Annotated in this window: 26 protein-coding genes; 14 read left to right on the top strand and 12 right to left on the bottom strand. The window is 65.3% G+C overall.

Annotated features, from left to right (window positions below):
- Window positions 1–6: 6 nt before the first annotated feature.
- From ACRYLT_RS09200 to ACRYLT_RS09170, 7 genes are all read right to left on the bottom strand, one after another.
- Window positions 7–621 (bottom strand): hypothetical protein, encoded by a 615-nt coding sequence (locus tag ACRYLT_RS09200; RefSeq protein ID WP_482663789.1) that lies wholly within the window; start codon window positions 619–621, stop codon window positions 7–9.
- Window positions 622–673: 52 nt separating this feature from the next.
- Window positions 674–841, bottom strand: coding sequence for a hypothetical protein (locus tag ACRYLT_RS09195; RefSeq protein WP_482663788.1), 168 nt, complete (start codon window positions 839–841; stop codon window positions 674–676).
- A 238-nt stretch (window positions 842–1,079) separates the two neighbouring features.
- A complete protein-coding gene (locus ACRYLT_RS09190) occupies window positions 1,080–1,811 on the bottom strand; it encodes a hypothetical protein (protein WP_482663787.1) in 732 nt (243 codons plus the stop codon).
- A 145-nt stretch (window positions 1,812–1,956) separates the two neighbouring features.
- Entirely contained in the window at window positions 1,957–2,262 is a 306-nt protein-coding gene (locus tag ACRYLT_RS09185; RefSeq protein ID WP_482663786.1) for a hypothetical protein, read from the bottom strand.
- A 226-nt stretch (window positions 2,263–2,488) separates the two neighbouring features.
- Window positions 2,489–2,947 (bottom strand): hypothetical protein, encoded by a 459-nt coding sequence (locus ACRYLT_RS09180; protein WP_482663785.1) that lies wholly within the window; start codon window positions 2,945–2,947, stop codon window positions 2,489–2,491.
- A gap of 893 nt (window positions 2,948–3,840) precedes the next feature.
- Window positions 3,841–4,737: an aromatic amino acid exporter YddG gene (gene yddG / locus ACRYLT_RS09175; RefSeq protein ID WP_482663784.1), complete on the bottom strand. Its 897-nt coding sequence runs from the start codon at window positions 4,735–4,737 to the stop codon at window positions 3,841–3,843.
- Window positions 4,738–4,920: 183 nt separating this feature from the next.
- Window positions 4,921–5,685: a helix-turn-helix domain-containing protein gene (locus ACRYLT_RS09170; protein WP_482663783.1), complete on the bottom strand. Its 765-nt coding sequence runs from the start codon at window positions 5,683–5,685 to the stop codon at window positions 4,921–4,923.
- Window positions 5,686–6,144: 459 nt separating this feature from the next.
- On the opposite strand from ACRYLT_RS09170, the gene ACRYLT_RS09165 reads away from it, so the two are divergent.
- The 6 genes from ACRYLT_RS09165 to ACRYLT_RS09140 all read left to right on the top strand — a co-directional run bounded on the left by ACRYLT_RS09165 (window position 6,145) and on the right by ACRYLT_RS09140 (window position 12,713).
- Window positions 6,145–6,624, top strand: a complete 480-nt coding sequence (locus tag ACRYLT_RS09165; RefSeq protein ID WP_482663782.1) for a MarR family winged helix-turn-helix transcriptional regulator — start codon at window positions 6,145–6,147, stop codon at window positions 6,622–6,624.
- Window positions 6,621–7,565, top strand: coding sequence for a CPBP family intramembrane glutamic endopeptidase (locus tag ACRYLT_RS09160; protein WP_482663781.1), 945 nt, complete (start codon window positions 6,621–6,623; stop codon window positions 7,563–7,565). The genes ACRYLT_RS09165 and ACRYLT_RS09160 overlap by 4 nt, the downstream gene beginning before the upstream one ends.
- 555 nt (window positions 7,566–8,120) lie before the next feature.
- Window positions 8,121–10,979 carry a TonB-dependent receptor domain-containing protein gene (locus ACRYLT_RS09155; protein ID WP_482663780.1) on the top strand — a complete coding sequence of 953 codons (2,859 nt, stop codon included), beginning with the start codon at window positions 8,121–8,123 and terminating at the stop codon, window positions 10,977–10,979.
- Between the two features lie 138 nt (window positions 10,980–11,117).
- On the top strand, window positions 11,118–11,558 hold the full coding sequence (locus ACRYLT_RS09150) for a hypothetical protein (protein ID WP_482663779.1): 441 nt from the start codon (window positions 11,118–11,120) through the stop codon (window positions 11,556–11,558).
- A complete protein-coding gene (locus ACRYLT_RS09145) occupies window positions 11,548–11,961 on the top strand; it encodes a nuclear transport factor 2 family protein (protein WP_482663778.1) in 414 nt (137 codons plus the stop codon). The genes ACRYLT_RS09150 and ACRYLT_RS09145 overlap by 11 nt, the downstream gene beginning before the upstream one ends.
- 179 nt (window positions 11,962–12,140) lie before the next feature.
- The gene (locus tag ACRYLT_RS09140) at window positions 12,141–12,713 is read left to right on the top strand and encodes a c-type cytochrome (protein WP_482663777.1); all 573 of its coding nucleotides are present in this window, start codon (window positions 12,141–12,143) and stop codon (window positions 12,711–12,713) included.
- Window positions 12,714–12,920: 207 nt separating this feature from the next.
- Here ACRYLT_RS09140 and ACRYLT_RS09135 read toward each other — a convergent pair whose 3' ends face one another.
- Both ACRYLT_RS09135 and ACRYLT_RS09130 read right to left on the bottom strand, forming a co-directional pair.
- The gene (locus ACRYLT_RS09135) at window positions 12,921–13,430 is read right to left on the bottom strand and encodes a sugar O-acetyltransferase (RefSeq protein WP_482663776.1); all 510 of its coding nucleotides are present in this window, start codon (window positions 13,428–13,430) and stop codon (window positions 12,921–12,923) included.
- Window positions 13,431–13,479: 49 nt separating this feature from the next.
- Window positions 13,480–14,172 (bottom strand): hypothetical protein, encoded by a 693-nt coding sequence (locus tag ACRYLT_RS09130; RefSeq protein ID WP_482663775.1) that lies wholly within the window; start codon window positions 14,170–14,172, stop codon window positions 13,480–13,482.
- Window positions 14,173–14,351: 179 nt separating this feature from the next.
- On the opposite strand from ACRYLT_RS09130, the gene ACRYLT_RS09125 reads away from it, so the two are divergent.
- The 5 genes from ACRYLT_RS09125 (at window position 14,352) to ACRYLT_RS09105 (ending at window position 18,004) form a co-directional block, all read left to right on the top strand.
- Window positions 14,352–14,675, top strand: a complete 324-nt coding sequence (locus ACRYLT_RS09125; protein WP_482663774.1) for a hypothetical protein — start codon at window positions 14,352–14,354, stop codon at window positions 14,673–14,675.
- 192 nt (window positions 14,676–14,867) lie between these two features.
- Window positions 14,868–16,016, top strand: a complete 1,149-nt coding sequence (locus tag ACRYLT_RS09120; RefSeq protein ID WP_482663773.1) for an aminotransferase class V-fold PLP-dependent enzyme — start codon at window positions 14,868–14,870, stop codon at window positions 16,014–16,016.
- Window positions 16,017–16,103: 87 nt separating this feature from the next.
- Complete coding sequence (locus tag ACRYLT_RS09115) at window positions 16,104–16,664, top strand: DUF305 domain-containing protein (protein WP_482663772.1); 561 nt, start codon at window positions 16,104–16,106, stop codon at window positions 16,662–16,664.
- Window positions 16,665–16,812: 148 nt separating this feature from the next.
- Window positions 16,813–17,457: a hypothetical protein gene (locus ACRYLT_RS09110; protein WP_482663771.1), complete on the top strand. Its 645-nt coding sequence runs from the start codon at window positions 16,813–16,815 to the stop codon at window positions 17,455–17,457.
- A 163-nt stretch (window positions 17,458–17,620) separates the two neighbouring features.
- Window positions 17,621–18,004 carry a VOC family protein gene (locus ACRYLT_RS09105; protein ID WP_482663770.1) on the top strand — a complete coding sequence of 128 codons (384 nt, stop codon included), beginning with the start codon at window positions 17,621–17,623 and terminating at the stop codon, window positions 18,002–18,004.
- Window positions 18,005–18,084: 80 nt separating this feature from the next.
- Here ACRYLT_RS09105 and ACRYLT_RS09100 read toward each other — a convergent pair whose 3' ends face one another.
- A complete protein-coding gene (locus ACRYLT_RS09100) occupies window positions 18,085–18,486 on the bottom strand; it encodes a hypothetical protein (RefSeq protein WP_482663769.1) in 402 nt (133 codons plus the stop codon).
- Between the two features lie 99 nt (window positions 18,487–18,585).
- Window positions 18,586–20,679 carry an ATP-binding protein gene (locus tag ACRYLT_RS09095; protein WP_482663768.1) on the bottom strand — a complete coding sequence of 698 codons (2,094 nt, stop codon included), beginning with the start codon at window positions 20,677–20,679 and terminating at the stop codon, window positions 18,586–18,588.
- Between the two features lie 324 nt (window positions 20,680–21,003).
- Between ACRYLT_RS09095 and ACRYLT_RS09090 the strand changes: the two genes are divergently transcribed.
- The 3 genes from ACRYLT_RS09090 (at window position 21,004) to ACRYLT_RS09080 (ending at window position 22,811) form a co-directional block, all read left to right on the top strand.
- On the top strand, window positions 21,004–21,210 hold the full coding sequence (locus tag ACRYLT_RS09090; RefSeq protein ID WP_482663767.1) for a cold-shock protein: 207 nt from the start codon (window positions 21,004–21,006) through the stop codon (window positions 21,208–21,210).
- Window positions 21,211–21,275: 65 nt separating this feature from the next.
- The gene (locus ACRYLT_RS09085) at window positions 21,276–21,467 is read left to right on the top strand and encodes a hypothetical protein (protein ID WP_482663766.1); all 192 of its coding nucleotides are present in this window, start codon (window positions 21,276–21,278) and stop codon (window positions 21,465–21,467) included.
- Between the two features lie 252 nt (window positions 21,468–21,719).
- The gene (locus tag ACRYLT_RS09080) at window positions 21,720–22,811 is read left to right on the top strand and encodes a DUF5694 domain-containing protein (protein ID WP_482663765.1); all 1,092 of its coding nucleotides are present in this window, start codon (window positions 21,720–21,722) and stop codon (window positions 22,809–22,811) included.
- A 92-nt stretch (window positions 22,812–22,903) separates the two neighbouring features.
- On the opposite strand, the gene ACRYLT_RS09075 is transcribed toward ACRYLT_RS09080, so the two are convergent.
- Window positions 22,904–24,196 (bottom strand): cation:proton antiporter, encoded by a 1,293-nt coding sequence (locus tag ACRYLT_RS09075; protein WP_482663764.1) that lies wholly within the window; start codon window positions 24,194–24,196, stop codon window positions 22,904–22,906.
- Between the last annotated feature and the right edge of the window lie 59 nt (window positions 24,197–24,255).

Genomic DNA, 24,255 nt, shown 5'->3' with positions numbered 1-24,255 from the left:
CCTTGGCTAATCGCGGAATGCCTCATTGCCGATGAAGCGAACCTCAAACCCAGCAACCGTTGCAACGTTCAGTACACAGGACATTGCCTCCATGTCCTCTTCTGCCTCCAACCGGAGATTCCCGATCCAATCGGGACTGAGCGCGCGAGGGCCATATTGCGATTGAAAGGCGCCCGTCGCCCGTCGGCCACATAGATGCTCGACCTGCCGTACGAACGCTACTTTGTCGGTCGATCCTGGAAGGTAGTCTGGAACCTGGTCCAGGAGCCCGCGGTCTGAAAGCCATTCGCGCGCTTCAGCCCTCATCATCGCCAAAGCCCTTGCTTCCCTAACGGCATCAAATCGGGGCTGAAGACTGGGCGGCAGTTCAACGAAGATGCCGAACCCCGTCGCGACATCGAGACAGCTTAGCTGGCTGTCCGTCACCGAGGCTGCGTTCGGCACCGACAGAATGTCTGACTGCAGCTCATCTTCATGTCTGATGGTCGCTGGTCCCAATCCGCAATCTCCCGCGCGCTCAAGCGCCATATCTGGCGTAATCGGTTGCACGCTTTCGAAGGCGCCGTTGGCCAGCCAGGCGCCAGCGACAAGAGCAATCAGGGCGCTACCAAAGCCAATCATGCTGAGGGTTCTCGCACCATGACCTTCGATCCGCAATCGCTAGCGGACTTCCTTAGGTGGTGGGGATTGGGTCCTCGGCGAGCCGCACCCTTGTCAGCAGCCATTCCAGGACCATGCCGGCTACGATCAGTGCTGCGATGACCGCAAAGGGTATGCGTTGGGACAATAACGAGAGCAGGGCGAAAACCGCTATGGCAAGCGTCGTGGCAGCTTTCGGCACGACCAGCATGCTCCCGCACCCGACGCATTTGAAGGGCCGGCCTCGACGCAGTGCCGCTCGGGCGAAGGGGATCGTCTTCCCACAACGCGGGCATCCGCCTCTGCTAGAAGTGACACGGTTCTGGTCCATACCCCATGATAGAGGTTGGACGTGATAGTCCGCAATGGATCGAACCGCTCCCCCGATGTCCGACCCGTCGGAAAACGGACATCTCGCACCTCGACCTGGGGGCACCGGGCTAGGTCAGGAGGGCGTACAGCCACTGCCCGAAGTGACGCATCGGGCCCTGATCGAAGAACGCGAATTCCGCGCTCTGCTCGAGGATCAGCGCAGGGGCGACGAACAGCCATACCGGGTGGACATGCCCGCAGCGCCGCTGATCGCGAACGGCCGCGACCAGAACCGGCAGATAGGCGAGCACCAGCGCGAACCAGATGTCAGGGTCCGGGATCGCCGGCAGGTAGTGACGCAATCGGAAGAATGCCGGCCACAGCAGCTGGATGGTCGCAAGCATGACGAGCCGCTTGTGCCAATCCGGCCGGCGGCGGGTCGCAACGGCCGCGACGACGAGCAGCAAGTAGAGGCTGAGACCGCTGAACGTTCCTGCCAGGCTCGACGTGGCAGCCGATTCCTGTTCCGGAAGGTCCCTCTCGGCCGCCCAGACGGCCGTCGCGATGCCGCTTGCCCAGACGGCGAGCGCAAGTGGCAGCGCAACCTGCCCGAGGCGGCGGTGCCTCGGTGTTCGACGACTTCTCACCAGCTGTGCCTGGGCGATCAGCAGCAAGGTCCAGCCCAGCGCCGTCGCGCCATGGAGATGGACGAACCACGGCGCCGAAAAGGTGCGCCGGACCATGGGCGCCACGTAGGTGAAGCCGAAACCAAGGGCCACTACCAGCAGGCCGACGAGCGCAAAGCCGAGGTAGAAGAGACTCGCCCGGTCGCGCGCCCACGGATTAGTCATGCCGACCATTTCATCTGCCGGAGCAGCACCCCGCCAAGCTGTGGGGCTGCGGGCTCTCCGAAGCCAAACTTGGAGGAGAAGCCGTCGGTTGTCACTAGGCGAGCATGTTCGCCTTGCTCGAAGGCGGAAATCGGCCCCGGTCCGCGCTGATCCGTCAACCCAAGCGGTAGAGCAGCACGAAAAGCACCAAGGCGAGGACCATGGTCGCGCGCTCATAGGGAAGCGAGGCGTCGGATCGCTTCTTCGGAGACGGGGATAAGCCGCCGCCGTGTCGCCGAAGCAACTCATCCTGGTGGATCCGTGCCAGAACGACTCCGGGATCCCAATGAGGTTCCAAGGGGCCGGGCGATCCATAGAGCAGCGGCACTTCGGTCAGGAGGTCCTGCTCAAGCCCCTCCGCCGCCTGGCGCCGCCGGTCCAGCCCGGCGGCGAATTCCTCCCGGTCTTCCGGAGACGTCATCGGAAAGCGCCCGCGCCTTCATCAGGCGCACGCAGCCGATACCCGGTGAAGGCGAAGGGTGGCAGCATCGCGACAACGATACGCGACCGCCTCTACCAATTGGTGAACGCCAGCACTGGGCGAAGGATATCACAGCAGCTTCGCCGAACTGAATGTCCGCAATGGGTTCGGAAGCGGACTCTCGTCCCAGCGTCCGCAATAGGTGGAAGCGGACGTTCGCCTATCATTAGCGAACCTCCTTCAGCGCATCAGCTCCGGCGAGAAGGGCGTTGGCGAACTCGGTTCGACCGCTCGTATTTCCCTGCGGCTCAAAACCGAACCCATCGAAGCAGATCACTAAACTCGCGATGAGGTAGCTTGCAGCCCGCATCTCGGAGGGTGACCGTACGCGAATTGAGATCACAGCTTCTCCAGTCCCAATCCGAGGACTGCCAATTGCGGTCAGGCGCTCATTGAGTGCGGCAATGTCCTGCGGCGCGACCGTGCTGGAGAAGATCTCCCCTTCCAGATACGCCGGCGTGCCATCCAGCATAACCAGTGCGCCGTCAGTCTGTACTCGGACAGGATCGGGAGATGGCCAGCGCTGAACCGCTATTGGAAATCCTTGCTCAACGAGACATTGCTGAACTTGCGCAGCTGTGGGCCAATCGCCGGCTGGCAATGCAACATAGAAATCAACGCTCATCCCAACCTTCCTTGCCGATATGGCTTGAAAGGCAGTCTCGAACGAAATCTCTATTTCCGCAATGGGTGGAAGGCGGATTCTACTCGATCGGGTCGCCATGCATGAACATGCCGCTGTAGAACATGATCACAATCAGCAGCACTGTGATCAGCAAGACAATCAGGATCCCACGGGCACTCACAAAGGATTTCATGCTCCCCATTTCGAATGTCCGCAATGGGTCGAAAGCGGACTCTCGAACGAGTGTTCGAAACGGGTGGAAAGCTGACACTCGCTACTGTAGCCCATTGTGAGAATGCGACTTCTCCAGGCGATTGGTTGGCCATCTGCAATGCTCGCTCTTTTGGGTTGCAGCAGCTCACCTGATCTTCCCGAGGGGGTGGAGATTGTAGCCGGGTCCAACGTAGAGCAAATGCTCAATCAGTGCTCACGAGGAGCCCCGGCAAAGGGCGAAAGCACATGGCAACCGACGGCCGCCGATGTGAGGGAGTTTGAAGATCGGGTGGCGACGGAGCTATCTCACCAGACCCGCAGGGTCAGCTGGATGTTGCCCGCGGAGAGGGAACAGTTGACCAGGTTTCCGGCTGGCTTTTGGCGAGAATATGTCGGGATAGTCCGCCAAGGTCGCCGATACATGTACGGTAACTTCGGTCCAATCCGCGACATCCCGGGACATCCGAGTCCGTTGCTGGCGGGACCAACAGATGTTTGCGACGGCGGCCCTGTGTTTTTCGGAGCTGAGTATGACCCGCACACAGAAACCTTCACCCATTGGGGCTTCAACGGACCGCTTGGATAGGGCCCGCCAAGGCACGGGCTCAGGTCCGCAAAGGGTCGAAAGCGAACACTGGAACTAGACGCCCGCAAAGCAGGCCAGCGGTGGAAAGCCTGCGCTAGGCCGGCATTCTCCTCCGGGTCGCGATCCACGCTCCGCCGACGACCAGTCCGCAGGCGAGGGCGAGCTGAAGCGTCGGCTCCGCAAGGCCGAGCAGGACCAGCAGCAGGGTGGAGATGACCGGCGCGCCGTAAGCGAGCGTGCCGAGCACCGGCAATTCGCCATGTTTCGTGCCATGGTCCCAGGCGAGAAAGGCAAGCCCGAGCGGCCCCACGCCGATCGCCAGCAGAAGGAGCCAATCGCGCCCCACTGGCGGGACCGTGGATGCCTCGAACAGCAAGTGGGTCAGGGCGCCTAGCAGCGCCACCACGCCGCACACGCCGATGATCGCCTCCGTCGGGACGCTGGCAAAGCGCCGGTTGAGCACGGAATAAGACGACCAGACCAACGCACAGGCAAAGGCGGCGAGATAGCCGCCGAGACTTCCGGATGCGGCGCCGAGCCGCCCCCCGGCGCCGATCAGCACGACCGTGGCGCCAAGCCCCATCGCCGCGCCGACCAATTGTGCGGCGCGAAGCCTGTCGCCGCCGGGAACCAGCGCCGACAGGAGGACGATCAGCAGCGGCCAGAGATAGTTGATCAGATTGGCCTCGGCCGCCGGCGCGAGGCGAAGCGCGACGAAATAGAGCGCATGATAGGCAAACAGCCCCGTCGTCGCGAGCAGCCAGAAGGCGATCGGCTGGGCGAAGATCCGGAGCCGGTTCGGCCCGCCCGTGACGAGGAGCCAGGCGCTTCCCGCGACGAACGCGATCCCGAACGCCATGGCGAGAAGCTGGAACGGCGGCACGGCGCGCAGCGAAACCGTCAAGGCGGCGAGCATGCCCCACATCACCACTGCCAGGGCACCGATGAGCGTGGCCCTTCGGGCGGATCCGGCTGGCGGCGAAGGGTTCATGCGCCGCCCGTAATTGGCTCCTCTGGGGCTGGCCAGCCCCGCCGGCAATGGCCGCTCGTCTGGTGCAGCCGAGCTCCGCTCGGCAGAGCGGAAAGCAGGAGAGTCGCCCCTGTCTAGCAGACACAGACAGAAGCAGCGCTGGTCAGGACCGCGACGGGCAGTCGCGGTCCCCCCGAGGCTCGTTCATCGGTCGATGAGATAGCCTGCCACCTTCCAGGCCCCGCCCTCGCGCGTGAGCGACAGGGTTTCGGTGGCTTCACCGCCATGTTCGAACCGGGTCTGGAAGCGGACCAGCTGGTAGCCGTGCGGCGGCGCCGGGATGCGTTCTTCGCTCACGAGGCGACGGGACAAAGCGCGCCCGAGCGGCACCCGCGCATCGTCGGATGCCGACCGCCAGGCTTCGACGCTGTTCAGGGATTGGAAGCTTTGCGCAGTGGCCGCCCAGCTCGCATTCCAATTGCTGGAATCGACCAGCGCCAGCCACTGCCGCGCCGCCTGCGCGACCGTGGAGTCGGCGACGGACGACGCCCCGGCCACTGGTTCTTGTGGCTGGGCGCTACTCGGTGTCGTTTCGGGCGCTCCCATCACGACCATCATCGCAACTGAGACTGAAAACATGGCAAGTCCTCCAATCGCCCAGGGATTGCGAGGCTTCGCAGTCGATCGTGCCCTGGGCTCATCGGACTGCTGCTCGGCCGGATCGGTTGCCGCATCCCCGATTCGCTTGTCCCCGAAAATTTCGGGGGTCGCGCCTTCGGCTTTGCTCAGGATCCGTGCGGCTTCCTTGCTGCTCGAAACGGCCAGCTTCCGACGGGCCTCACGCAGGCGCTCGTTGATCGTGTGAACGGACAGGCCGAGGTGCCGCGCCATGGACTTGGCGTCGTGCCCCCCAAGGAGCAGTCGAAGCGTCTGCTTCTCCTTCTCGGTCAGCGCGTGCAAGCCTTCCATTGTTCCTTATCCCGTGGCCTCCGTCGCCGGACGCTAGGGTGTCCCCAAAGGACAAGTCACCCCAAAAGAATTGTACTCATCCCGGAGGGAGCAGGGGGAAAACGGCTCGCCGTGCCTCCAAGCGCTTTCGTTCCTTCGTGACACCCGCCTGGACCGGCTGAGCTCCGCTCGGGCGGGCGAATGGCTGGAGGGCTAGAAAGAGCCGAAGCGCAGATCGCGATTGCGTTCGGCGCGGCGGCGCGCCCGGCACCAGGCGGTTCGACCACGCACCTTGCGAGCCCTTGCAGGTCGGAGCCGGCAAGGCGGAGGATACGCTTGAGGTGTGCGCACAGCATCTCGAGCCTTCTTTCGCTCGCATCGGCAGGTGAGTCACTCCATCCGAGTTCGGATGCCTCCATCCCCTTCCCGGCAAGTGCCGCGGCCGATTTGCAATTCTCATAAGTCTTTATATAAAGGCTTATGCAACGCACTCTCGGGACCCAGCTTCGCCACTTGCTAGACCTGCTCGATGGCGCGGTCGAGCGGAGCTACGCGAAGCTCGGCCTGACTTACCGCCCGCGCTACACACCGGTGATGCGTTGCCTGATGAGCGAGGCGCCGCTGACGCTTGGCGAGGTCGCCCGGAGAGCCGGAATCACCCAGCCCGCCGCAACCCAGACCGTCGCTCTGATGATCAAGGATGACCTGGTGGAAACGGTTCGGTCCAGCGACGGTCGCAAGAAACTGCTTCAGCTGAGCAGCCGGGGCCGGGCGATGGTGGCGCAGCTGCAGCGCGCCTGGGCCGCGACCGCGAGCGCCGCCAGGAGCCTCGACGACGACCTGCCGATGCCACTTCCCGCCCTGCTCGGCGCCGCAATCGAGGCGTTGGAGAGAAAGAGTTTCGACGCCCGGATCGACGAAGCGCGGGCACAACAATCAGCCAAGAGGAACATGAATTGATCAAGCTTTGGGAAAGCGGTCCCATCCAGCTCGGCTGCGACGGGGTGGTGAAGCCGGGGAAACTGCTCTGGTTGCGGAGCCTTGCCTGGATGGCCGTGCTGGCCGCCTTGCTGATCGTCTCGCTGGGCGTGATCGGCAGGACCTGGACCGCCTTGGTCCCGGTCGACGACTTGCCGCTGCGCTTCGCGGCGCGCAGCGCCGGCGCCGTCATCGTCCTGTGCCTTTATGTCTTGCTCGCTCGCCTAGTCGAACGCCGCCCCGTGAACGAGCTGGCGCTCAGGCCCGCGCCGGCCGAGCTCGCGATCGGGCTCGTCCTCGGCGCGCTGGTCATGGGCGGGGTCATGGCCATTCTGGTCGGCAGCGAGCTCTACCAGCTGACGATCAACGGGCCGCAACCCGTCTGGAAGGCAGCCGGCGCGGCGATCGAGGCCGGCATCGTCGAGGAGGTGATCGTTCGCGGCGTCATCCTCAGATTGCTGTGGCGTGGCTTCGGTGCCGCGATCGCCTTCATCGGCTCGGCGGCCCTGTTCGGGCTCAGTCATGTCGGCAACGCCGAAGGAAGCCTGTTCGCTGCCGTCTGCATCGCGATCGAGGCCGGACTGATGCTCGGCGCCTTCTACGCTCTGACCGGTCGGCTGTGGATGTCGATCGGCGTCCATGCGGCGTGGAACTTCACCCAGGGCTTTGTGTTCGGCGCGACCGTTTCGGGCCAGAGCATGGGTGCCTCGTTCGCGTCCAGCACCGCTCTGCCCGGCCATCCGCAATGGCTGACCGGCGGAGCCTTCGGCCCCGAGGCCTCCCTCCCGGCCCTGATCATATGCGGTGCCGTCGGCCTGGCCGCGATCTGGCTGGCGAGGAAGAAGGGTCGTTTCGGACCGACCGAGTCGGCCCGCCGCCCGACAGCCGCCGTACCGGCCGCGGCATGGTCCGCTCCTGACTGACAGCTGCGCCGTCCCTGCGCATCACCACCACGCGAGGTGGTGATTAGCGAAGGGCCGCCGACCGACGCGCCGATGCCCGAACTGCGGCGCTCGGCGAAATCCGCTGCGAGAGTGGGCCTGATCCGAAGCGGCGGGGCCCTGGAAGGTCATGCCGCCTTCTTGCCCGGCGTTGGTAAAGGCAGCCCTTGAAGCCGGTGGTCCAAAGCCGGAATCTCCTTCTGATGCTCTCGAAGCGTGCCTGGCCGCGGACTTCCAGTCCCTGTACCCGGTCGAGGATCCATGTTGGGATAGCCAGCTGACGAAATGTGGCCTTTCGAGTGCCTCTGCACGGTTGCTGAGGGCTATCAGCATGAGCTTGCCCCGGCCCCTGCGGGTTATCGCGACCAATCTGTCCTCCCCGCCGATTAGCCGCTGTCACAAATCTGCCACGCCATCTCAACAATCGCCCGCGCCTTGCGGGTTCGGCTTCCGCAATTCCGGTGCTGCGGATTAGGTTCGTGACGGACGCTTCCCCGCGGCCTGTCGCGGAGGCGTCGTGACATAAGGGGAACCCAGATGATGAGCATCGTTCGCCTCCTCCGGACCGGTACTGCCACCTTCGCCGTCGCCGCAGCCACGATCGGCCTCGGCTCTGCCGCTCATGCCCAGCCGAGCACCAGCCAGCCCGACGAGCTCCCCGCCGAGCAGAGCAGGGGCCAGGACGACCAGTCGATTCTCATCACCGGTTCGCGCATCCGGCGCGATCCGCTCGATCAGGACCAGCCCGTCGTCTTCGTCGATCGCGAGGATCTGGACCGGACCGGCCTCACCTCGACGGCCGAGATCCTCCAGCGGCTTCCCGGGTCCGGCGGCGCTCTCAACAGCCGGTTCAACAATAGCGGCAATTTCGGCAACCCGCCGGACGGCGGCGGGGTCGGGGCCGGAGCGGCGGAGGTGGACCTTCGCTATCTCGGCTCCCGCCGGACGCTCGTCCTTCTCAACGGCCTTCGCTTCGTCAACGCCGCCTCCGCGAGCGGCGTGCCGGGATCGGTCGATCTCAACGCAATCCCCGAAAACATGATCGAGCGGGTCGAAGTGCTCCAGGCCGGAGCCTCGGCGATCTACGGGTCGGACGCGATCGCCGGCGTGGTCAACATCATCAGCCGGACCCGGCAGGACGGGTTCCGCGCTTCGGCTCAGCTCGGCATCTTCGACGAAGGCGACGGCTTCAGCCAGAATTACCAGCTGAGCTGGGGCACCGGCGGCAATGACGATCGTACCCGGATCGTCATCGGCGGCAATTATGTCCGGCAGGAGGAAGTGAGTGCCGGAGACCGCGAACTTTCCCAATTCCCAACGCCCGGAGCAACCGCCTGCGACGCGTCGTGCAGCTCGGGAACGCCGCTCGGCCGGTTCATCGTTCTCGACAACGATCTCACGCTCCGCGGCCCGGTGATCGGCCGTCGGCCGGTCTTCAACCCGGCCAATCCGACCGATCCGGCCAGCGACTTCCGGGCCTTCACGACGCCCGACCGGTTCAACTTCGCCCCCTACAATCTCCAGCAGATCCCGCTCGAGCGCTATGGCGGCTTCGCCACCCTCACCCACGAGCTTTCCGACGTCCTGACCGTGACCCTGCGCGGCATCTACAACCGTCGCAATTCGCGCAACCAGGCCGCGCCTTTGCCCCTGTTCGTCGGTCCGGACGCCGGCAACGGCAACCTGCTCGACACGATCGTGATCGACGCCACCAACCCGTTCAATCCGTTCGGGCAGACGCTCGGGCCGGGAAGCTACAATTTCATCGGCCGGCGCGTCGTCGAGAACGGCCCGCGCCGCTACGACCAGCGGGTCGACACCTATTACCTCTCCGGGACCGTCGACGGATCGTTCCAGCTTCTCGGTCATGACTGGTACTGGGACGTGAACGGCGTCTGGGGCCGCAACGACGCGCAGCAGACCGTGTTCGGCAATATCAACGCCCAGAACCTGGCCCGCGCTCTCGGCCCCGTCGCGGACTGCACCGGTGCCTGCGTTCCGTTCAACATCTTCGGCGGCGAGGGGTCGATCACCGAGGCGATGCTGAACTACGTAAGCTTCATTCAGCGCGACAGCAGCGAGCAACGGCTCTGGGACATCTCCGCCAATGTCAGCGGCGGACTGTTCGAGCTGCCCGGCGGAACCGCCGCCATCGCTCTCGGAGTCGAGCATCGCGACCAGAGCGGCCGCTTCGATCCGGATCCGATCGTCGCCGCCGGACTCGGGTCGGACATCCCCGCGCTTCCGACGCGCGGCGGCTACAATGTCGACGAGGCCTATGCCGAACTTCGCCTTCCGTTGCTCGCCGACCGGCCCTTCTTCCACCGGCTCGAAGTGACCGGCGCCGCCCGCTATTCCGATTATTCGACATCGGGGTCGACGACGACGTTCAGCGCCGGGGCGAACTGGGAGCCGATCCAGGGGCTGCTGTTCCGGGGAAGCTGGGCGGAAGGATTCCGGGCGCCGTCGATCGGCGAACTGTTCGGAACGCCCTCGCGCTTCGACCAGGAAGTGGACGATCCCTGCTCCCAGGGCAGCACCGCGCCCCAGAACTTCAACAATTCGTCGACGGTGAGGCAGAACTGCATCGCCCAGGGCGTTCCCGCCGATGGCAGCTATACCCAGCTCAACCCGCAGATTTCCGTCCTCACCGGAGGCAATGAAAATCTCGAGCCCGAAACCTCGGAAAGCTGGGTGTTCGGCGCCGTCTGGCGTCCGTCCTTCGCGCCGCGTTTGTCGATCGAAGCCAATTATTTCGACATCCGGGTCGACGGCGCGATCCAGGCGATCGACGCCGAGGTGCTGCTCGGCCGCTGCGCCCTCACCGCCGATCCGCTGAGCTGCGGGGCGATCACCCGGACCGCCTCGGGACAGGTGGGGCAGATCAGCGGCTTCCTTCGCAACATCGCCAGCATCGAGACGGACGGAGTCGACGTCACTCTCAACTATCGGAGCCCGGCGAGCGACATCGGCACCTTCTCCCTGTTCTGGACCAACAGCTTCCTGTTCAACTACACGGTGACGGTCCCCGCCACCGAGGGCTTCACGGTGATCGAGCGCGAGGGCACGGAACAGGGGAGCCCGGACCAGGCCTTTCCCAAATACAAGTCGACCGCCATCCTCGACTGGTCCCTGGGTCAGTTCGGGGCGTCGGTGACCGGCCGCTATATCAGCGGCGTCGACGAGGCCGACGGCAACCGGATGGACTCGATCTTCTACACCGACCTTCAGCTGCGCTGGAACCTCGACGACGGCTTCGGCTTCGCGATCGGAGTCAACAATCTGCTCGGTGCCGATCCGCCGCCCTGCTTCACCTGCGGCCTCAACAATATCGATCCGACCACCTACGATCTTCCCGGCCGCTTCTTCTACGCCCGGGCGACCTTGCGGATGTAGGGGTCAGGCCGATCCGGCGGCCCTTCCGGCTACGGGAGCGGCCGCCGCTTCGGCGATGGCTGGAACGCGGCTCGGGCCATTACCAGGCTGAACCCACAAGGCGCGGCGCCCTTCAGGCCCATCCGAAGTCGTGCTAATATGACTGCCATGTCGTTCGACACGGTGATGATGTCATTCGCCGGGATCACCGCCCTGCTCTCCCTCGCGCTGGCGGTGCGGGCGCTCGGGACGGGCAGGATTGCGCTCGAAGGGCACAGGTACGAACGGGCAAGACAGCCCGTCGAATATTGGTTCGCCGTCGCCGCCGCCGCTTGCCTGTTCCCGGCCTTGTTCCTGGCGCTTCTTCTCGCCGGCAGCGGGGCGACTCTTGTTCTCGGAACGCTGCTCCATGTCTTTGCCGCCACGACGATCGGCTTTTGGCTGGTTCGCGGACTCCAGGCCGGCGAAACCGGAATCGGAAAGCTCAGGCTGGAGCGGAAGCTGGACCCCTGGCTCTACTGGACGATCATCGCCGCGATGGCCGCCACCTTCGCCTTGCTGACCTCCTTGATTGCTGTGAGGATAGCTCATGGTCAATGAATCGGCAGCCAACAAGCGGATCATCAGGGAGGCGTTCGAGGGCCTCGCCGAGGCGGACGCGAGCGCCTTCCTCGCGACCATGGCCGAGGACTTCACCTGGATCATCGAAGGAAGCTCCGCTTTGTCGCGCCGCTTCGAGGGCAAGGCCGCGGTTCGAAACGAACTCGTGCCGGCCTTGTTCGCCAACTTCGCCACCGAATATCGCAACTTCGCCGAAGAGATCATCGCCGAGGATGACCGAGTCGTCGTCCTCGCGCGCGGCGAGGTGAAGACGGTCCGCGGCGAAGACTATAACAACAGCTATTGCTTCGTGATCCGGATGCGCGACGGCAAGATGGTCGAGCTTCGCGAATATATGGACACGGCGCTGGCCGAAGCGCGTTTGCGAATGGACCTCGGCTAGTTGGATGGGGAGCGTCCGCATTTCCTGATCGGCAACTTGAGGGATATTGGACTTCCGACAGACACCCGCCGTTCGCGAAATCGCCAGCCATCCACGGGGCCATGCGTCGGAAAGCCCTGACGGGAAGGACCACTGGAACGGGCTCGGAGAAATCCCCCGCCTGACACGTTGAGCCTCTCGTGCGCTTTTTCTTCGGCTTCTTCGCCGCGCTCGTGCTGCTGGCGGCAATCGGCCTCGCTTTCATCTGGACCGGGGCCTATAACGTCGCCGCCAGTACGGGACATTCGGGGTCGGTCCGCTGGCTGCTGGGAAGCCTGATGGAGCAGTCGGTCAAGGCGCGCGCCGGCGATGACGAAGCCTCGGCGCAACTCGTTCGTTCGGCCGACCTCCGCTCCGGCTTTCGCGAATATCGGGAATATTGCGTCCACTGCCACGGCGCTCCCGGGGTCCAGCCGCACGAATGGACTCGCGGAATGACTCCCCAGCCTCCGCCGCTGTCGGAGGCGGCCGCCGATTGGACTCCGGCGCAGATCTTCTGGATCGTCAAGAACGGGATCAAGATGACCGGAATGCCCGCCTTCGGCGACAGCGAGTCCGATGGAACGATCAGAGATATCACCGTCTTCGTCGATCGCTTGGAAGGAATGACGCCCGAACGCTATTCCGAACTCGAAAGGAGCTGGGGCTCGTCGGGCGGCGATCAGCACTCGTCCGGCGGCGGACACAAGCACGGTCCCGCCGAGGCCCACTGATCGGTCGGCAACGAGAGGAAAGCTCGGGATGCGGGCGAAGCACCACCACGCCCGCCCCGAACGGCGTCAGCCGCCGGTGACTCTGAACTCCGCGAAGTTGCCGTCGGCCTCGATGACGCCGCTGATATAGCGGCCGGTCACTGCCCGGGGGCGCCTTGCGGATGTAGGGGCCAGGCCGATCCGGCGGCCCGTCCGGCTGGGCAGGGGCTAGCGGACTCGTCCGGGAATGCCCATGAAGGCGGCGCCGGCCGGCACGTCGCGGGCGACGACGCTTCCGGCGCCGACGATCGCGTCGTCGCCGATCGTCACGCCGGGCAGGATGATCACACCAGCGCCGATCCAGACGTTCGCTCCGATCGTCACTGGGCGTGCGAATCGAACCTGTCTTCCTCGAAGGTCCGGGACCCTCCTATGGTCGGATGCGAGGATCTGGACGCCCGGGCCGATCGCCGTGAGTTCGCCGATCGTGACGGCTTTCACGTCGACAACCACGCAGTTGAAGTTGAGAAAGGCCCCTCTACCCAGCGAGATGTTGTACCCGTGCTCGCAGAAGAAGGGCGGCCGAACGACGGCGTCTTCTCCTGCGGCGGCGAAGCGATCGGCCAGAAGCAGGAATCGGTCCCGGTCCGATAGTCCCGCAGCATTGTATCGCTCCAGCCAGGCCGCTGCGTCTTCGCGGCCTTTTTCGGGTTCCTCATCCTTGAATGCCGGGCCCATTCGGCGAGCGCCGGATTTTCGCCACTGCCGTAGCGGCGCGAACGATCGTTCAATCGCCACGAACGCTGATGTCCGCAAATCGGGCTTCCGTTTCCGGGCCGATCCACAAGGCGACTCCGCCCGACGCGTCGGCGCCCAGCTTCAGGTCGTTGACGACCAGGGCCGGCTGGTCGGCGCCGTTCAGGAACAGCCGCGCTTGCTCGCCGCGAATCTCGATCCGGAACGGGATCCACTCGCCCGGCGCCATGTCGCTGTAGCTTTCATAGACGCCGGGGGAGTCGCGCCGAAGTCTTTCCCAGGGGAAGTCGGGTTCCGATACATATTGAATGGCGCGGTTCCGGCGCAGCTGGTCCTGCGAGCGCGCATTGGTGGGACGAAGATAGAAGGCTTCGTATCGCAGCGGCTGGGACTGGACTCGAAAGGCGATTCCGACGAAGCCCCGAGCTCCGGCGGACGCGCCTTCGGCCGGCATCCCGGCCATCCGACCCTCGATCACACCATTCCGGAAGTCGGGAACGCGAAGCGGAACGAGGCGATGTTCGGCCACGAGGCCGGCCGTGTCGCGTACATGGACCGATTCGAACCCGCGATAGCGGCTACGCTCCACCGCCACTCCAGGCGCCGGCTCCCCCGTCGCCAATGGCATTGTCGGCGCTGCGATCGAAGGCAAGGGTGCGGCGAGGCCCGCGGCGAGGGCCATCAGGCAGACGCGAACAGCCCGGTTTCGATTCGTTTCGGCCATGAAACTACGCCTAGTGGGCGGCTCCGGCCCGCGCGTCGATTCCTCGACCAACGCGTTCTCGGCTTCGATGGACGACATCGCCCTTTCCGGACCAGCCTGTCGTTCCGCCTGTTCGCCGCATCGGCTATGGGCTCGCAGGCAAGGCCGGCGACACCGGAAGCGATGAAAAGGAGAAGGCGATGATCTGCAGGGTCTGGCGCGGGTGGACCATGCCTGAAAATGCCGAAGCCTATGAAAGGCTGCTCAAGGGCACCATCGTCCCAGGAATTGAGGCCCGGCGGATTTCCGGCTTCCGGCACATCGACATCATGCGCCGGCCGCTCGGCGAAGAGATCGAATTTTCGACCATCATGTGGTTCGACGATCTCGACTCGATCAAGGCCTTTGTCGGCGAGGATGTGGAGGTTTCGCACGTCCCCGCCGCTGCGCGAGCGGTCCTGTCCCGCTTCGACGAGCGGGCGGTCCATTACCAAGTGCTCGATCGCCGAAGCCAGGCCGCCTGAAATGGCCGGCGGACCGGCACAGTCCAGGGCTGGGCCAATAGCCGCGGACCGTCGCATCGTTCCACCGGGCCCAATGGGTCGGAAGGGCAAAATTCGCTCCGTTTCGGTGCAAAGTCCGGAGCAGCGCGTTTCGGTGGTGATGAACCACCTCCACATGCCGCCAAGGTCAAGCCTGAGGGAGACCGCTCGGCGATGACTCTTCGAGAAGCGCAAAGGGCCGCCTTCCAGGTTCCGGACGAGGTCTGCTATCTCAACTGCTCCTATCTCGCGCCTCAGCTGCGAAGGGTGGCCGAGGCGGGAAAGGCGGCGATCGACTGGCGCTCGCGCCCGTGGGAGATCCTTGCCGGCGACTTTTTCGGCAATGTCGAGCGCGTGCGACGGCTGTTCGGCCAGCTGGTCGGCGCGCCGGCCGACTGCATCGCCTTGATCCCGGCCGCGAGCTACGGGATCGCGACCGCGGCCGGAAGCCTGCCCTTCGCCCGCGGCGACAGCGTCCTTCTGCTGGAGGGCGAATATCCGTCCAACTTCTACGCCTGGGACAGGCTGGCGAGGGAAAGGGGCGGAAGCCTCGTCCGGGTGCAGCGGCCGGATGACGGAGACTGGACCTCGGCAATACTGGCCGAACTCGCCCCCCGAGTGCGGATCGCCTCGCTTCCGCATTGCTTCTGGACGGACGGAAGCGCGCTCGATCTTGTCAGGATCGGCGAGGCCTGCCGGTCGCAGGGGACGGCGCTGGTGCTCGATCTCACCCAGTCCTGGGGAGCGGTCCCGGTCGACCTTGCCACGATCGATCCCGATTTTGCGATCGCGGCCGGCTATAAATGGCTGCTTTGCCCTTATGGCTCCGGCCTGATGTACGTCGCCCCGCGCCACCATGGCGGGCGGCCGCTCGAGGAGAATTGGGCGGGCCGGGCCGGCGCCGACCGCTTTGCCGAGCTCGTCCCCTACAAGGACAGCTATCAACCCGGCGCCCGCCGCTTCGACGTCGGCGAAAAAAGCAATTTCACGACGGTTGCCCAAATGGTGGCGGCGCTCGAGCAGTTGAACGAATGGCAGGTGCCCGACATTGCCGAGCGGCTCCAGCTGCTCACCGAAGCGCTGACCGAGCGGAGCGCCGAAGCGGGGCTCACCCGAAGGACAGCGAAGTTGCAGGCCCCGCACATATTGGGCTTCGACTTGCCCCCTGATGCGCCGGCCGACCTGGTCGAGCGCCTGGCTGTGGACGGAGTCCATGTCAGCCGGCGCGGGACGTGGCTCCGCCTTTCCCCCCACCTGCACGTGAACCAGGCGGACCTGGACCGCTACGAAGCCGCGCTTCGACGTCATCTGGGCCGAGGCTGAGCCCGGTCGCCACCGCGGCTCAGGACCGCTGAACCAACCCTCTTGATCGTCGTTCACTCGGCGGGACGGTCAGCAGGAGGTTCCGCAATGGACGGCGACGGCAGGCAGGCGATGGTCATGGGCTGGGGTCGCTTCGTGGCGATGATCGCCACGTCCAGCGTCATCATGTTCCTGCTGATGTACCAGCTCGTCTACTCGGCCGGCCATGTGATGTTCAGCGTCAACCGGCTGCTTTCGGCGCTCATCATGGGCGGAGTCATGACGGCGGTGATGCTCGCCTTCATGTGGAAGATGTACCGGCCGAAGCTGGCGAAGATCGTCGTCCTTTCGGGCGGCCTGCTGGTCGCGGCCGGGCTCCTGGCCCTCAACCGAAGCCAGGCGCTGGTCGACGACACCCGCTTCATGAAGGCGATGATCCCGCACCATTCGATCGCCATCAACAATGCCCGAAAGGCGCGGATCAGCGATCCTCGGGTCCGCAGGCTCGCCGACACGATCATCGAAAGCCAGGTGCGGGAAATTGCGGAGATGAAGCTTCTGATCGAGGATATCGAGCGCAATGGCGAACGCGGTGCCCGGCCGCTCCCCGCCCGCTCGGCCGGTCTGACTCCGGAAATGCTGGCCAGGGCGCGCGAAGCGACCCGATGAGCGACCGCGTTCCTCCCCGGGGGCTCGCCTGGACTCCAGTAACGGCGAGACCGCATCTTCGTGCCCGACTTGGCGGACAGCGCAGGCGAGTAGCCGAAACTCTCATGAAGTCAGGGCGTTGACGCAGCTCCTGTTGAGGAGAAGTATCATGCGTAAGATCATTCTGGGAGTGGCCGTGGCGGCACTCATCCCCACGCTCGCAGCGGCCCAAGGCCGAGGCCAGGGCGGCCCTCCGATGACTCCGCCCGGCCAGTCGGGAATGTCGGGGCCGGGTCGCGGCGACATGGGGCGAGATATCGGCCAGTCGCGCGGCGACTTCGGTCGATCGATGGGCCAAGAGCAGCGGCGAATGGATCGCGGCCAGGCGGAGCAGCGGCGCCTGGAAGCCGAGCGGCGCCGAACCGAGGCTCGGGAGCGGCGCGCGACGGCCGGACAGAACGGCCGAAGCGGCCTCGACTATCGCGACCGGCAGGGAGCGACCGGGCTGGACAGGGCCCGGCAAGTCGCCGCGACTCCGGGACTGCAGGGGCTCGATCGCGCGGAAATGGCACGCCTTCGCGACCGGGATTTCGACGCGATCGAACGCGACCTCGAAGACTGGCGGCGTGACTTCAACGTGGACCGTCAGACCTGGCAGAACGAACGTGATCGCTGGCGCGAATTGCGCCGGACGATGACTCCGGAACAATGGGTGGCCGTTCGCGAGACTTGGATGGCTCAGCGCGCCGAATGGCAGGCGCAGCGGGATGCCTGGAGCCAGCGCTATCAGGGGCGCGGCGGACCTCGACGATAGACAGATCAGCAACGTTTCGTCTGCGAGCTCCGGCCCTCTCTCTCCTCTCCCGGGGGGAGGGCCGGCCACAACGAAGTCCGCAGAGCAGCGTTGCACGCTGGCACCGAGATGTTCAATGTCGCTGCGGGGGCGCCGCCTTGGCGCCACCCGAAAGGGAGGTGACATGTTCAGCCACGTGATGATCGGGGCAGACGATATCGAGGCATCCCGGCGATTCTACGACGCCACCCTCGGCGTGCTCGGAGTTCCACCCGGAAGGGAGGACGAGAAGGGACGGGTCTTCTGGATGACGAGGCAGGGCGTCTTCGCCATCACTCGGCCGATCGACGGCCAGCCCGCGTCCTGCGGCAATGGCAGCACGATCGGCTTCGCCGCGGCTTCTCCGCAAGAGGCGGATGCGTGGCACAAGGCGGGACTGGAGAATGGCGGAACGGCGATCGAGGATCCGCCCGGAATAAGGGAAAGCGGCCTCGGCAAGCTGTACCTCGCCTATCTGCGCGATCCGGCCGGCAACAAGATCTGCGCCCTTCATCGCATGCCGGCCTGACATTCCGTTGAGGGAGTTCGGCGTCAGCGACGGCGGCCTCCGCTGAGTCTCGCCGACACCTCCATAGAAGGCCGAGTCCGCTAGGCCGGGCAGCGATCGATCAGCACCTCGAACCGGTCACCGCCGGCATCGGTATAGACTTGCCGCACGCGCGCGCCGAGGCCCACAAGGTAGGAGATCGTGGCGTCCGCGCACATCGCGATCTGGTCGCTTGCCGACTGCACCCGCCGACGGGCGCCGAGTTCCTCCGGGCTCAGGTCGCGGCCGATCGCGATTTCATAGACGACGTCGGAGCCTTCGGCGCGCACTCCGGACCAGGTCCGCTCCTCGTCCAGGCGCATCGGAAGCTGGAGTCGGGCCTGCTCGACCAGGGCGGCGACGAGCTCGCGCAGCTGCGCATCCGATGGCTTCTGAGCGCCGGCGCCACCGGCAGCGAGCAGCGCGGCGAGCACCCATGTCGCGCGGGCCACGGCCTTCGTCATGATGGTCCCCTTCTCGTCAGGGACGGCAACGCTGCGCCTTTGCGGCGCCGAGGTCAAGCGATGCGGAAGCCAGCCAGATCGGGCAGGTTCCTACCGAAATCAGCGCCGGATCGCCGAGCGAAGGATCCGGGCCAAAGCATCGGCGGAGTAGGGTTTCTGGAGCAACGGAAATCCGGCGCTCCCCTCGGCGGCGATGACGTCGCTATAGCCGCTGGTGAGCACGACCGGCAGCCCGGGCCAGCGCTCACGGACCTGCCTCGCGAAATCGACGCCGTTGGTGCCCGGCATGACGACGTCGCTGAACACGAGGTCGAATTGCGTCGGGTCGCGCTCGAGTATCTCCATCGCTTCGGCCGCGTCGGTGGCAAGGCTCGCCTCTACCCCAAATTCCTCGAGGAGTTGAGCGGTGAAGGCGCCGACATCGGGATTGTCCTCGACGACCAGGATCCGCGCTCCGGCCGGAAGACCGCTCGATCGGGGTGCCGGGCTCTCCGCCATCGGCTCGCCGGAGGCGCTCGGAAATCTCAGGATGACCCGGGTGCCCTGGCCGAGGTCGCTGCGCACGTCGACATCGCCACCGGACTGCTTGATGAAGCCATAGACCTGGCTGAGGCCGAGGCCGGTGCCCCGGCCCACTTCCTTGGTGGTGAAGAAAGGTTCGAAGATCCGCGAAAGGTCTGCCTCGGGGATTCCCTGGCCGCTGTCGGTGACGCTGACCGCGACCATCTTTTCGCCGCCCTCCCCCACTTCGCGCTCGACGCAGATGTGGAGCCGCCCCTCACCGGCCATGGCGTCGCGCGCATTGACGACCAGGTTGACGATCGCGGTTTCGAACTGGGCGGCATCCGCCTCGACGAAGCAATCCTCGCAATATTGCTCGACCACCAGCTCGATCCGCGAACCGAGAATGGCGCGAAGCATGTCGGCAATGCTGGCGATCCGGGCCGACACGTCGAATATTTCCGGCTTGAGCGCCTGGCGGCGCGCAAAGGCGAGCAGCTGGCCGGTCAGCTTGGCGGCCCGGTCCGCCGTATCGGAAATGGCATCGACATAGCGGCGGCGCCGTTCCTCGCTGAGGTCCGGACGCCGAAGAAGGTCGGCCGAGCCCCTGATCACCGTCAGCAGATTGTTGAAATCATGGGCGATGCCGCCGGTGAGCTGGCCGATCGCCTCCATCTTCTGCGCCTGGCGAAGCGCATCGTGGGCCAGTTCCAGTTCCTGCGTCCGCTCGGCGATCCGTTGTTCCAGAGTCTGGTTGAGGCCCGTGAGCTCGGCGATAGCCCGGCTTCGTTCGAACACTCGTCCCACCTGTTCGCCCAGCGTCCTGACCACGAGCATCAGTTCGGTGTCGGGCGGTGTTTCCTCGTGCGTGAAGAATTCGAGGACCGCCATCAGCTGGCCAGCGCTCCTGATCGGAAAGCCGAAGGCGGAGCGGTAGCCCAGGCCTTTTCGGACGAAGGCGGCTTCGTTCTCCGTATCCGAAATCCAGGTCGGTTCCCCGGACTGGAGGATGAGGCCGGGAAGGCCCACGCCCGGGGTGAAGATGATCTGCGAGGTTGCAGCGCGCAATCGGTCGAACACCGCTCCGTCGCGCCCGTGCCAGATCCCGGTCGATACGAGTCTATCCTCCTCCGCGGCCGACGGAGGCGTCAGGGCGTGGCCGACCGGCCAGCCGGTCAGGTCGCAGATCGCCCGAAGCGTTTCCCGAAGCACCTCCTCCACCGACTCCGTCTCGCCCGCGAACCGCGCGATGTGGAACAGAAGCTGGGATTCGCGCGCCTGCCGGACGAGCAGGTCTTCCGACCGCTTGCGGCCGGAAATGTCGCGAAGGAAGCCGATGAAGATCGTCTCCCCTTCCGAACAGGTTGTGGTGATCGAAAGCTCGATGGGAAACTCGCGCCCGCTTCGGTCCATCGCGCTGATTTCGAGCCGCTGGCCGATCACCCGCGCCTCGCCGGTCCGGTTGAACCGATCGATCCCCTCGATGTGGGCCGATCGATAGGCTTCCGGCACGATCAGGTCGGCCATCAGCTTGCCCAGCGCTTCTTCCCGGCTCCAGCCGAAACTCTCTTCGGCCACCCGGTTCCACTCGGCGACGGTGCCGTCGGAGCGCATCGCGACGACCGCATCCAGCGCGGTTTCGAAAACCGGCCTCAGTCGTTCCAGCGCGCTATCATCGGATCGATTCGACAAGATGGAATGGCTTTACGAGACCGCTGGCCCCGCGTCACCTCGTTCCCTCACGATCCCGGGACAAGTCGTTCGAACAGCGCGCTTTTCGTCGCACCGCCCGAGGGGAAACCGAAGCCGTGGAAGGACCTGCAGATCCCCTGGTCCAGGGCCTCGGATCGGGCGATGGACGAGATCCTCCTTGTATTCGGAGGCGGCCCGCCTCACCTAGGCTAGGCTACAGTCGCAAATGAACGGTCTTTGGCGCTTTGCGGCTCCTTCTTCCTTCTCTCGCCTCTCGCAGCACCGGGGGGCCGATTGGCGGCTCGCCACAAGAAGGAAAAAGACATGATCACCGGAACCGTGAAATTCTTCAACATCGACAAGGGCTATGGCTTCATCCAGCCGGAGACCGGCGGAAACGACGCCTTTGTCCATATCAGCGCCGTTCAGGCGTCCGGCCTCGGCACGCTCGATCGCGACCAGCGCGTTTCCTACGAGCTGGAAACCGATCGCCGCGGCAAGACGAGCGCGGTCAACCTGCAGTCGGCCTGAGCCGTTTCGATGGGCGGGGGCGGCAACGCTCCCGCCTTTCCCGCAAACAGCTGAAGGAACTGCCCATGTCCGCCCAACACGATTTCTACGCCGCGCGAGCGGCCGATGCCCGAGCCGATGCCGAGCGATCTCCGCTCGAGAATGTCCGGGAACGATGCCTTCGCGCAGCGGCGGCCTGGGACAGCATGGCGGATCGCGTCCGCCGCACCGAAGCCTTTCGCGCCGAGCATCAGGCGGCCAAGGCCTCCCAAATCTAGAACTTCCCGCCGGGCGCTTCGGGCGCCAGCAAACCGGTACTGGCGGCCAACCTGCGCGGCCCGCCCCGCGCCTGCCGGCCAGCGCCGGAAGCGGGTGTGTGCACCCGCTCAATAGCCGGGAGAAGCGGACATTCACCGCTCCGGCGCCGCGCCATCGCCGACTTATCTCTCGTCGACGCTGTCGCTGCTCCCTTGCCAACGCCGATGATTAACGCTTCATCTGGCTGATAGGGCTGGAATGGGGAGGAGCGGATGACGCTCGGCGCGATTCTGGCGGTCTTGGCCGCCGCCGCGGGTCTGGCAATTCCGCCGGCCGCGGCTGCGCAGTCCGCCGAAACTTTCGATCCGCGCGTCTTCCGGAATGGGCTGCAAGGCGAACCCACGCGCTTCCTGATTCTCGGAACCGGCCATCTCTCCAGTGCCGACCAGATCGATCCGGAATGGCTCGATCCCCTGCTGGACCGGCTCCAGGCCTTCGCTCCGGCAGCAATCGCGATCGAAGCCTTGTCAGGAGAAAGCCTTCACCACATCAGCGCCTACGAGAGGATCTACCCCGATCTGGCGGCGATGTTCGGTGGCACGGCACTCAGTCTCGCGGCGCTGGCGCGAAGCTCGGTTGGCCTGGACATGCCCGCCGCAGAAGGCGCCGTGCGAGAAGCGCTCGCCCAATGGCCGGCCGATCCCGCTCCGTCCCAGCGTCGCCGGCTCGCCGCCTTGTTCCTCGCGTCCGGCGATCCTCATTCCGCCCTCGTCCAGTGGATGCGCCTTGCCGAGGCGGAACGGCGTCCGGAGGACGGCCTGACCGGGGAATTGGCCGAGCGACTGAACCGCCTCTCCACCAGCGCCAATGAACGCGTCGCCATCGGTGTCAGGCTGGCCGTCCGGCTCGGGCTGGAGCGGGTCCATGCCATGGACGACCAGAGCGAAGCCGACGTCATATTGTCCGTCCTCGACGACTTTGCGGCCGCGGAAAGAAGCCCGGCCGCTGAATCAGCCCGGGCGCGCTATCCACGCGTCGAATTCACGCCGATCGACTCCGCGGACAATGCCTTGCAAAACTTTCGCGAGCACAACAGCGACGAAGCCGGGCGAAGCGATGCCGCTTCGCAGTGGCGTTCAAGGCTCGAAGCCCAAACCCACCAGGAAATGCATCGCCGACGTCTCGCCTCCTGGGAAACCCGCAACCTGCGGATGGCCGCCCACATCCGCGAAATCTCTGCGCCTCATCCCGGCCGTCCGATTCTCGTCCTCGTCGGCTCCGCACACAAGCCCTACCTCGAAGCCTATCTTTCCCGGATGAGCGATGCCGACCTTGTCGAGGCCGAGGAGATCCTCGGCCGATGAGATCGCCCTCCGGAAACGCCTGGATCGACCTTTCGCCTCGGCCGTAGGAGCGGGATGACTCTCGACAGGGACGGATAATCGCCCGAAGCGGGTCAGCCGCTTGCCCCTCCCGCGCCGGTGGCGCGCTTGTCGGAGTTCCCCTTGGGCTCGCCGTCGCTCGATCCTTGGTTCCGTCGCCCGTAGAGCCGCGTGAACGGCGCTCCAGTCACGCCATGCGCCAGGAGGGATCCGCAGATGACCAGGCTGACCACGTCCCAGATCAGCGGTTCCTGAAGCCGGTGTTCCATCAGCGACGCATAATAAAGTGCGGCGACTGCGATCGGGCCGAACCAGCCGACAAACAGGGCGTCCCTTGAATTGCGGATCTGCGCAAGCGCCGGCCGCAGAAGCAGGATGACCGGCAGTCGCCGCAGGATCAGGATCGCCGCCACGAGGGCAAGGCCGCTCCAGCCCAGATCCATCCAGCCCGCCCAGGGAAGCGCCGCGCCTATCAGCACCATGATCGGAATGGCGAAGAAGCGGTTCACCGCCTCCTGCCCCTGCTCCTCGTTGTGCCGGTCGTCGCTGCTCACGACCTGGGTGAACATGGCGCCCGCGGCGAAGACGACGAGCACCTCGTCGCTCTGGATCAGCTTGCCCGCGCCGGCCGCCAGAAGCCCGAGTGCGACGGTGTAGACGAGCCGCCAGTCCGACTGGATCGATCCGCCCTTCTCGGCGGCGCGAAGCAGCTTTCCCGCCGCATAGCCCAACAGGAGCCCGAACAGGGTGGCCACGCCGACGTGCCACAGCAAAGTGTTCGTCAGCCAGTGCGTCACCGCCTCTCCGGCCGGACGCGTGAGAAACAGGAAGGGCAGGAAGACGAAAAGATAGCCAAGGCCGTCATTCGCTCCGGATTCGAACGAGATGGCGTTGCGAAGGCGCTCCGGAATGTTCTTCTCGGCCAGTTCGCCGGTGACGATCGGCGTTGCCGCGATCGGATCGGTGGGGGTGAGGATCGCCCCGATCAGCAAGGCGAGCCAGAAGGAGATGCCAAGGACATAATAGACCAGCCCGGCGCTGATCGCCCACATCAATGGCATTCCGATTCCGATCAGGACCAGCATTCCGCGCCAGTTCGTCCGGGGAAATTCCCTTGGAACGCGAAGCGCGACTCCGATCAGGCCGATTCCGAGCGTCAGCCGGGCGGCGCGCTCCAGGAGCGTCGAACGGTCGCCCATTTCCTCCAGGTTGATGAGGTTCAGGAGCTCCGGTCCGAGGACGATCCCGATCGCGAGGGCAATGAGCGTCGGCGGGACGGGGCTCTTCGCAAGCGACCTGGAGGCGAGGCCGAGGACGAGGATCAGGCCACCGAGCAGGGCAACAATCGTGTTGAACTCGTTCATCATGCCGTCTCTCCACCACGGCAGGCATTACGAGCTACAGCGGCAGCCGTTCCCCGCCCGGG

The sequence above is a fragment of the Sphingosinicella sp. SM1-17 genome, assembly GCF_056821765.1.
Note: the sequence above shows the minus strand (reverse complement) of the source record. Positions and strands in the feature narration are given on the sequence as shown.

What these genes read in the sequence shown, in the direction of transcription:
- ACRYLT_RS09200 (WP_482663789.1), bottom strand. Translation starts at nt 621, where the DNA reads ATGATTGGCTTTGGTAGCGCCCTGATTGCTCTTGTCGCTGGCGCCTGG.
- ACRYLT_RS09190 (WP_482663787.1), bottom strand. Translation starts at nt 1,811, where the DNA reads ATGGTCGGCATGACTAATCCGTGGGCGCGCGACCGGGCGAGTCTCTTC.
- ACRYLT_RS09185 (WP_482663786.1), bottom strand. Translation starts at nt 2,262, where the DNA reads ATGACGTCTCCGGAAGACCGGGAGGAATTCGCCGCCGGGCTGGACCGG.
- ACRYLT_RS09180 (WP_482663785.1), bottom strand. Translation starts at nt 2,947, where the DNA reads ATGAGCGTTGATTTCTATGTTGCATTGCCAGCCGGCGATTGGCCCACA.
- yddG (WP_482663784.1), bottom strand. Translation starts at nt 4,737, where the DNA reads ATGAACCCTTCGCCGCCAGCCGGATCCGCCCGAAGGGCCACGCTCATC.
- ACRYLT_RS09170 (WP_482663783.1), bottom strand. Translation starts at nt 5,685, where the DNA reads ATGGAAGGCTTGCACGCGCTGACCGAGAAGGAGAAGCAGACGCTTCGA.
- ACRYLT_RS09165 (WP_482663782.1), top strand. Translation starts at nt 6,145, where the DNA reads ATGCAACGCACTCTCGGGACCCAGCTTCGCCACTTGCTAGACCTGCTC.
- ACRYLT_RS09155 (WP_482663780.1), top strand. Translation starts at nt 8,121, where the DNA reads ATGATGAGCATCGTTCGCCTCCTCCGGACCGGTACTGCCACCTTCGCC.
- ACRYLT_RS09150 (WP_482663779.1), top strand. Translation starts at nt 11,118, where the DNA reads ATGACTGCCATGTCGTTCGACACGGTGATGATGTCATTCGCCGGGATC.
- ACRYLT_RS09145 (WP_482663778.1), top strand. Translation starts at nt 11,548, where the DNA reads ATGGTCAATGAATCGGCAGCCAACAAGCGGATCATCAGGGAGGCGTTC.
- ACRYLT_RS09135 (WP_482663776.1), bottom strand. Translation starts at nt 13,430, where the DNA reads ATGGGCCCGGCATTCAAGGATGAGGAACCCGAAAAAGGCCGCGAAGAC.
- ACRYLT_RS09130 (WP_482663775.1), bottom strand. Translation starts at nt 14,172, where the DNA reads ATGGCCGAAACGAATCGAAACCGGGCTGTTCGCGTCTGCCTGATGGCC.
- ACRYLT_RS09125 (WP_482663774.1), top strand. Translation starts at nt 14,352, where the DNA reads ATGATCTGCAGGGTCTGGCGCGGGTGGACCATGCCTGAAAATGCCGAA.
- ACRYLT_RS09120 (WP_482663773.1), top strand. Translation starts at nt 14,868, where the DNA reads ATGACTCTTCGAGAAGCGCAAAGGGCCGCCTTCCAGGTTCCGGACGAG.
- ACRYLT_RS09115 (WP_482663772.1), top strand. Translation starts at nt 16,104, where the DNA reads ATGGACGGCGACGGCAGGCAGGCGATGGTCATGGGCTGGGGTCGCTTC.
- ACRYLT_RS09110 (WP_482663771.1), top strand. Translation starts at nt 16,813, where the DNA reads ATGCGTAAGATCATTCTGGGAGTGGCCGTGGCGGCACTCATCCCCACG.
- ACRYLT_RS09105 (WP_482663770.1), top strand. Translation starts at nt 17,621, where the DNA reads ATGTTCAGCCACGTGATGATCGGGGCAGACGATATCGAGGCATCCCGG.
- ACRYLT_RS09100 (WP_482663769.1), bottom strand. Translation starts at nt 18,486, where the DNA reads ATGACGAAGGCCGTGGCCCGCGCGACATGGGTGCTCGCCGCGCTGCTC.
- ACRYLT_RS09090 (WP_482663767.1), top strand. Translation starts at nt 21,004, where the DNA reads ATGATCACCGGAACCGTGAAATTCTTCAACATCGACAAGGGCTATGGC.
- ACRYLT_RS09085 (WP_482663766.1), top strand. Translation starts at nt 21,276, where the DNA reads ATGTCCGCCCAACACGATTTCTACGCCGCGCGAGCGGCCGATGCCCGA.
- ACRYLT_RS09080 (WP_482663765.1), top strand. Translation starts at nt 21,720, where the DNA reads ATGACGCTCGGCGCGATTCTGGCGGTCTTGGCCGCCGCCGCGGGTCTG.
- ACRYLT_RS09075 (WP_482663764.1), bottom strand. Translation starts at nt 24,196, where the DNA reads ATGATGAACGAGTTCAACACGATTGTTGCCCTGCTCGGTGGCCTGATC.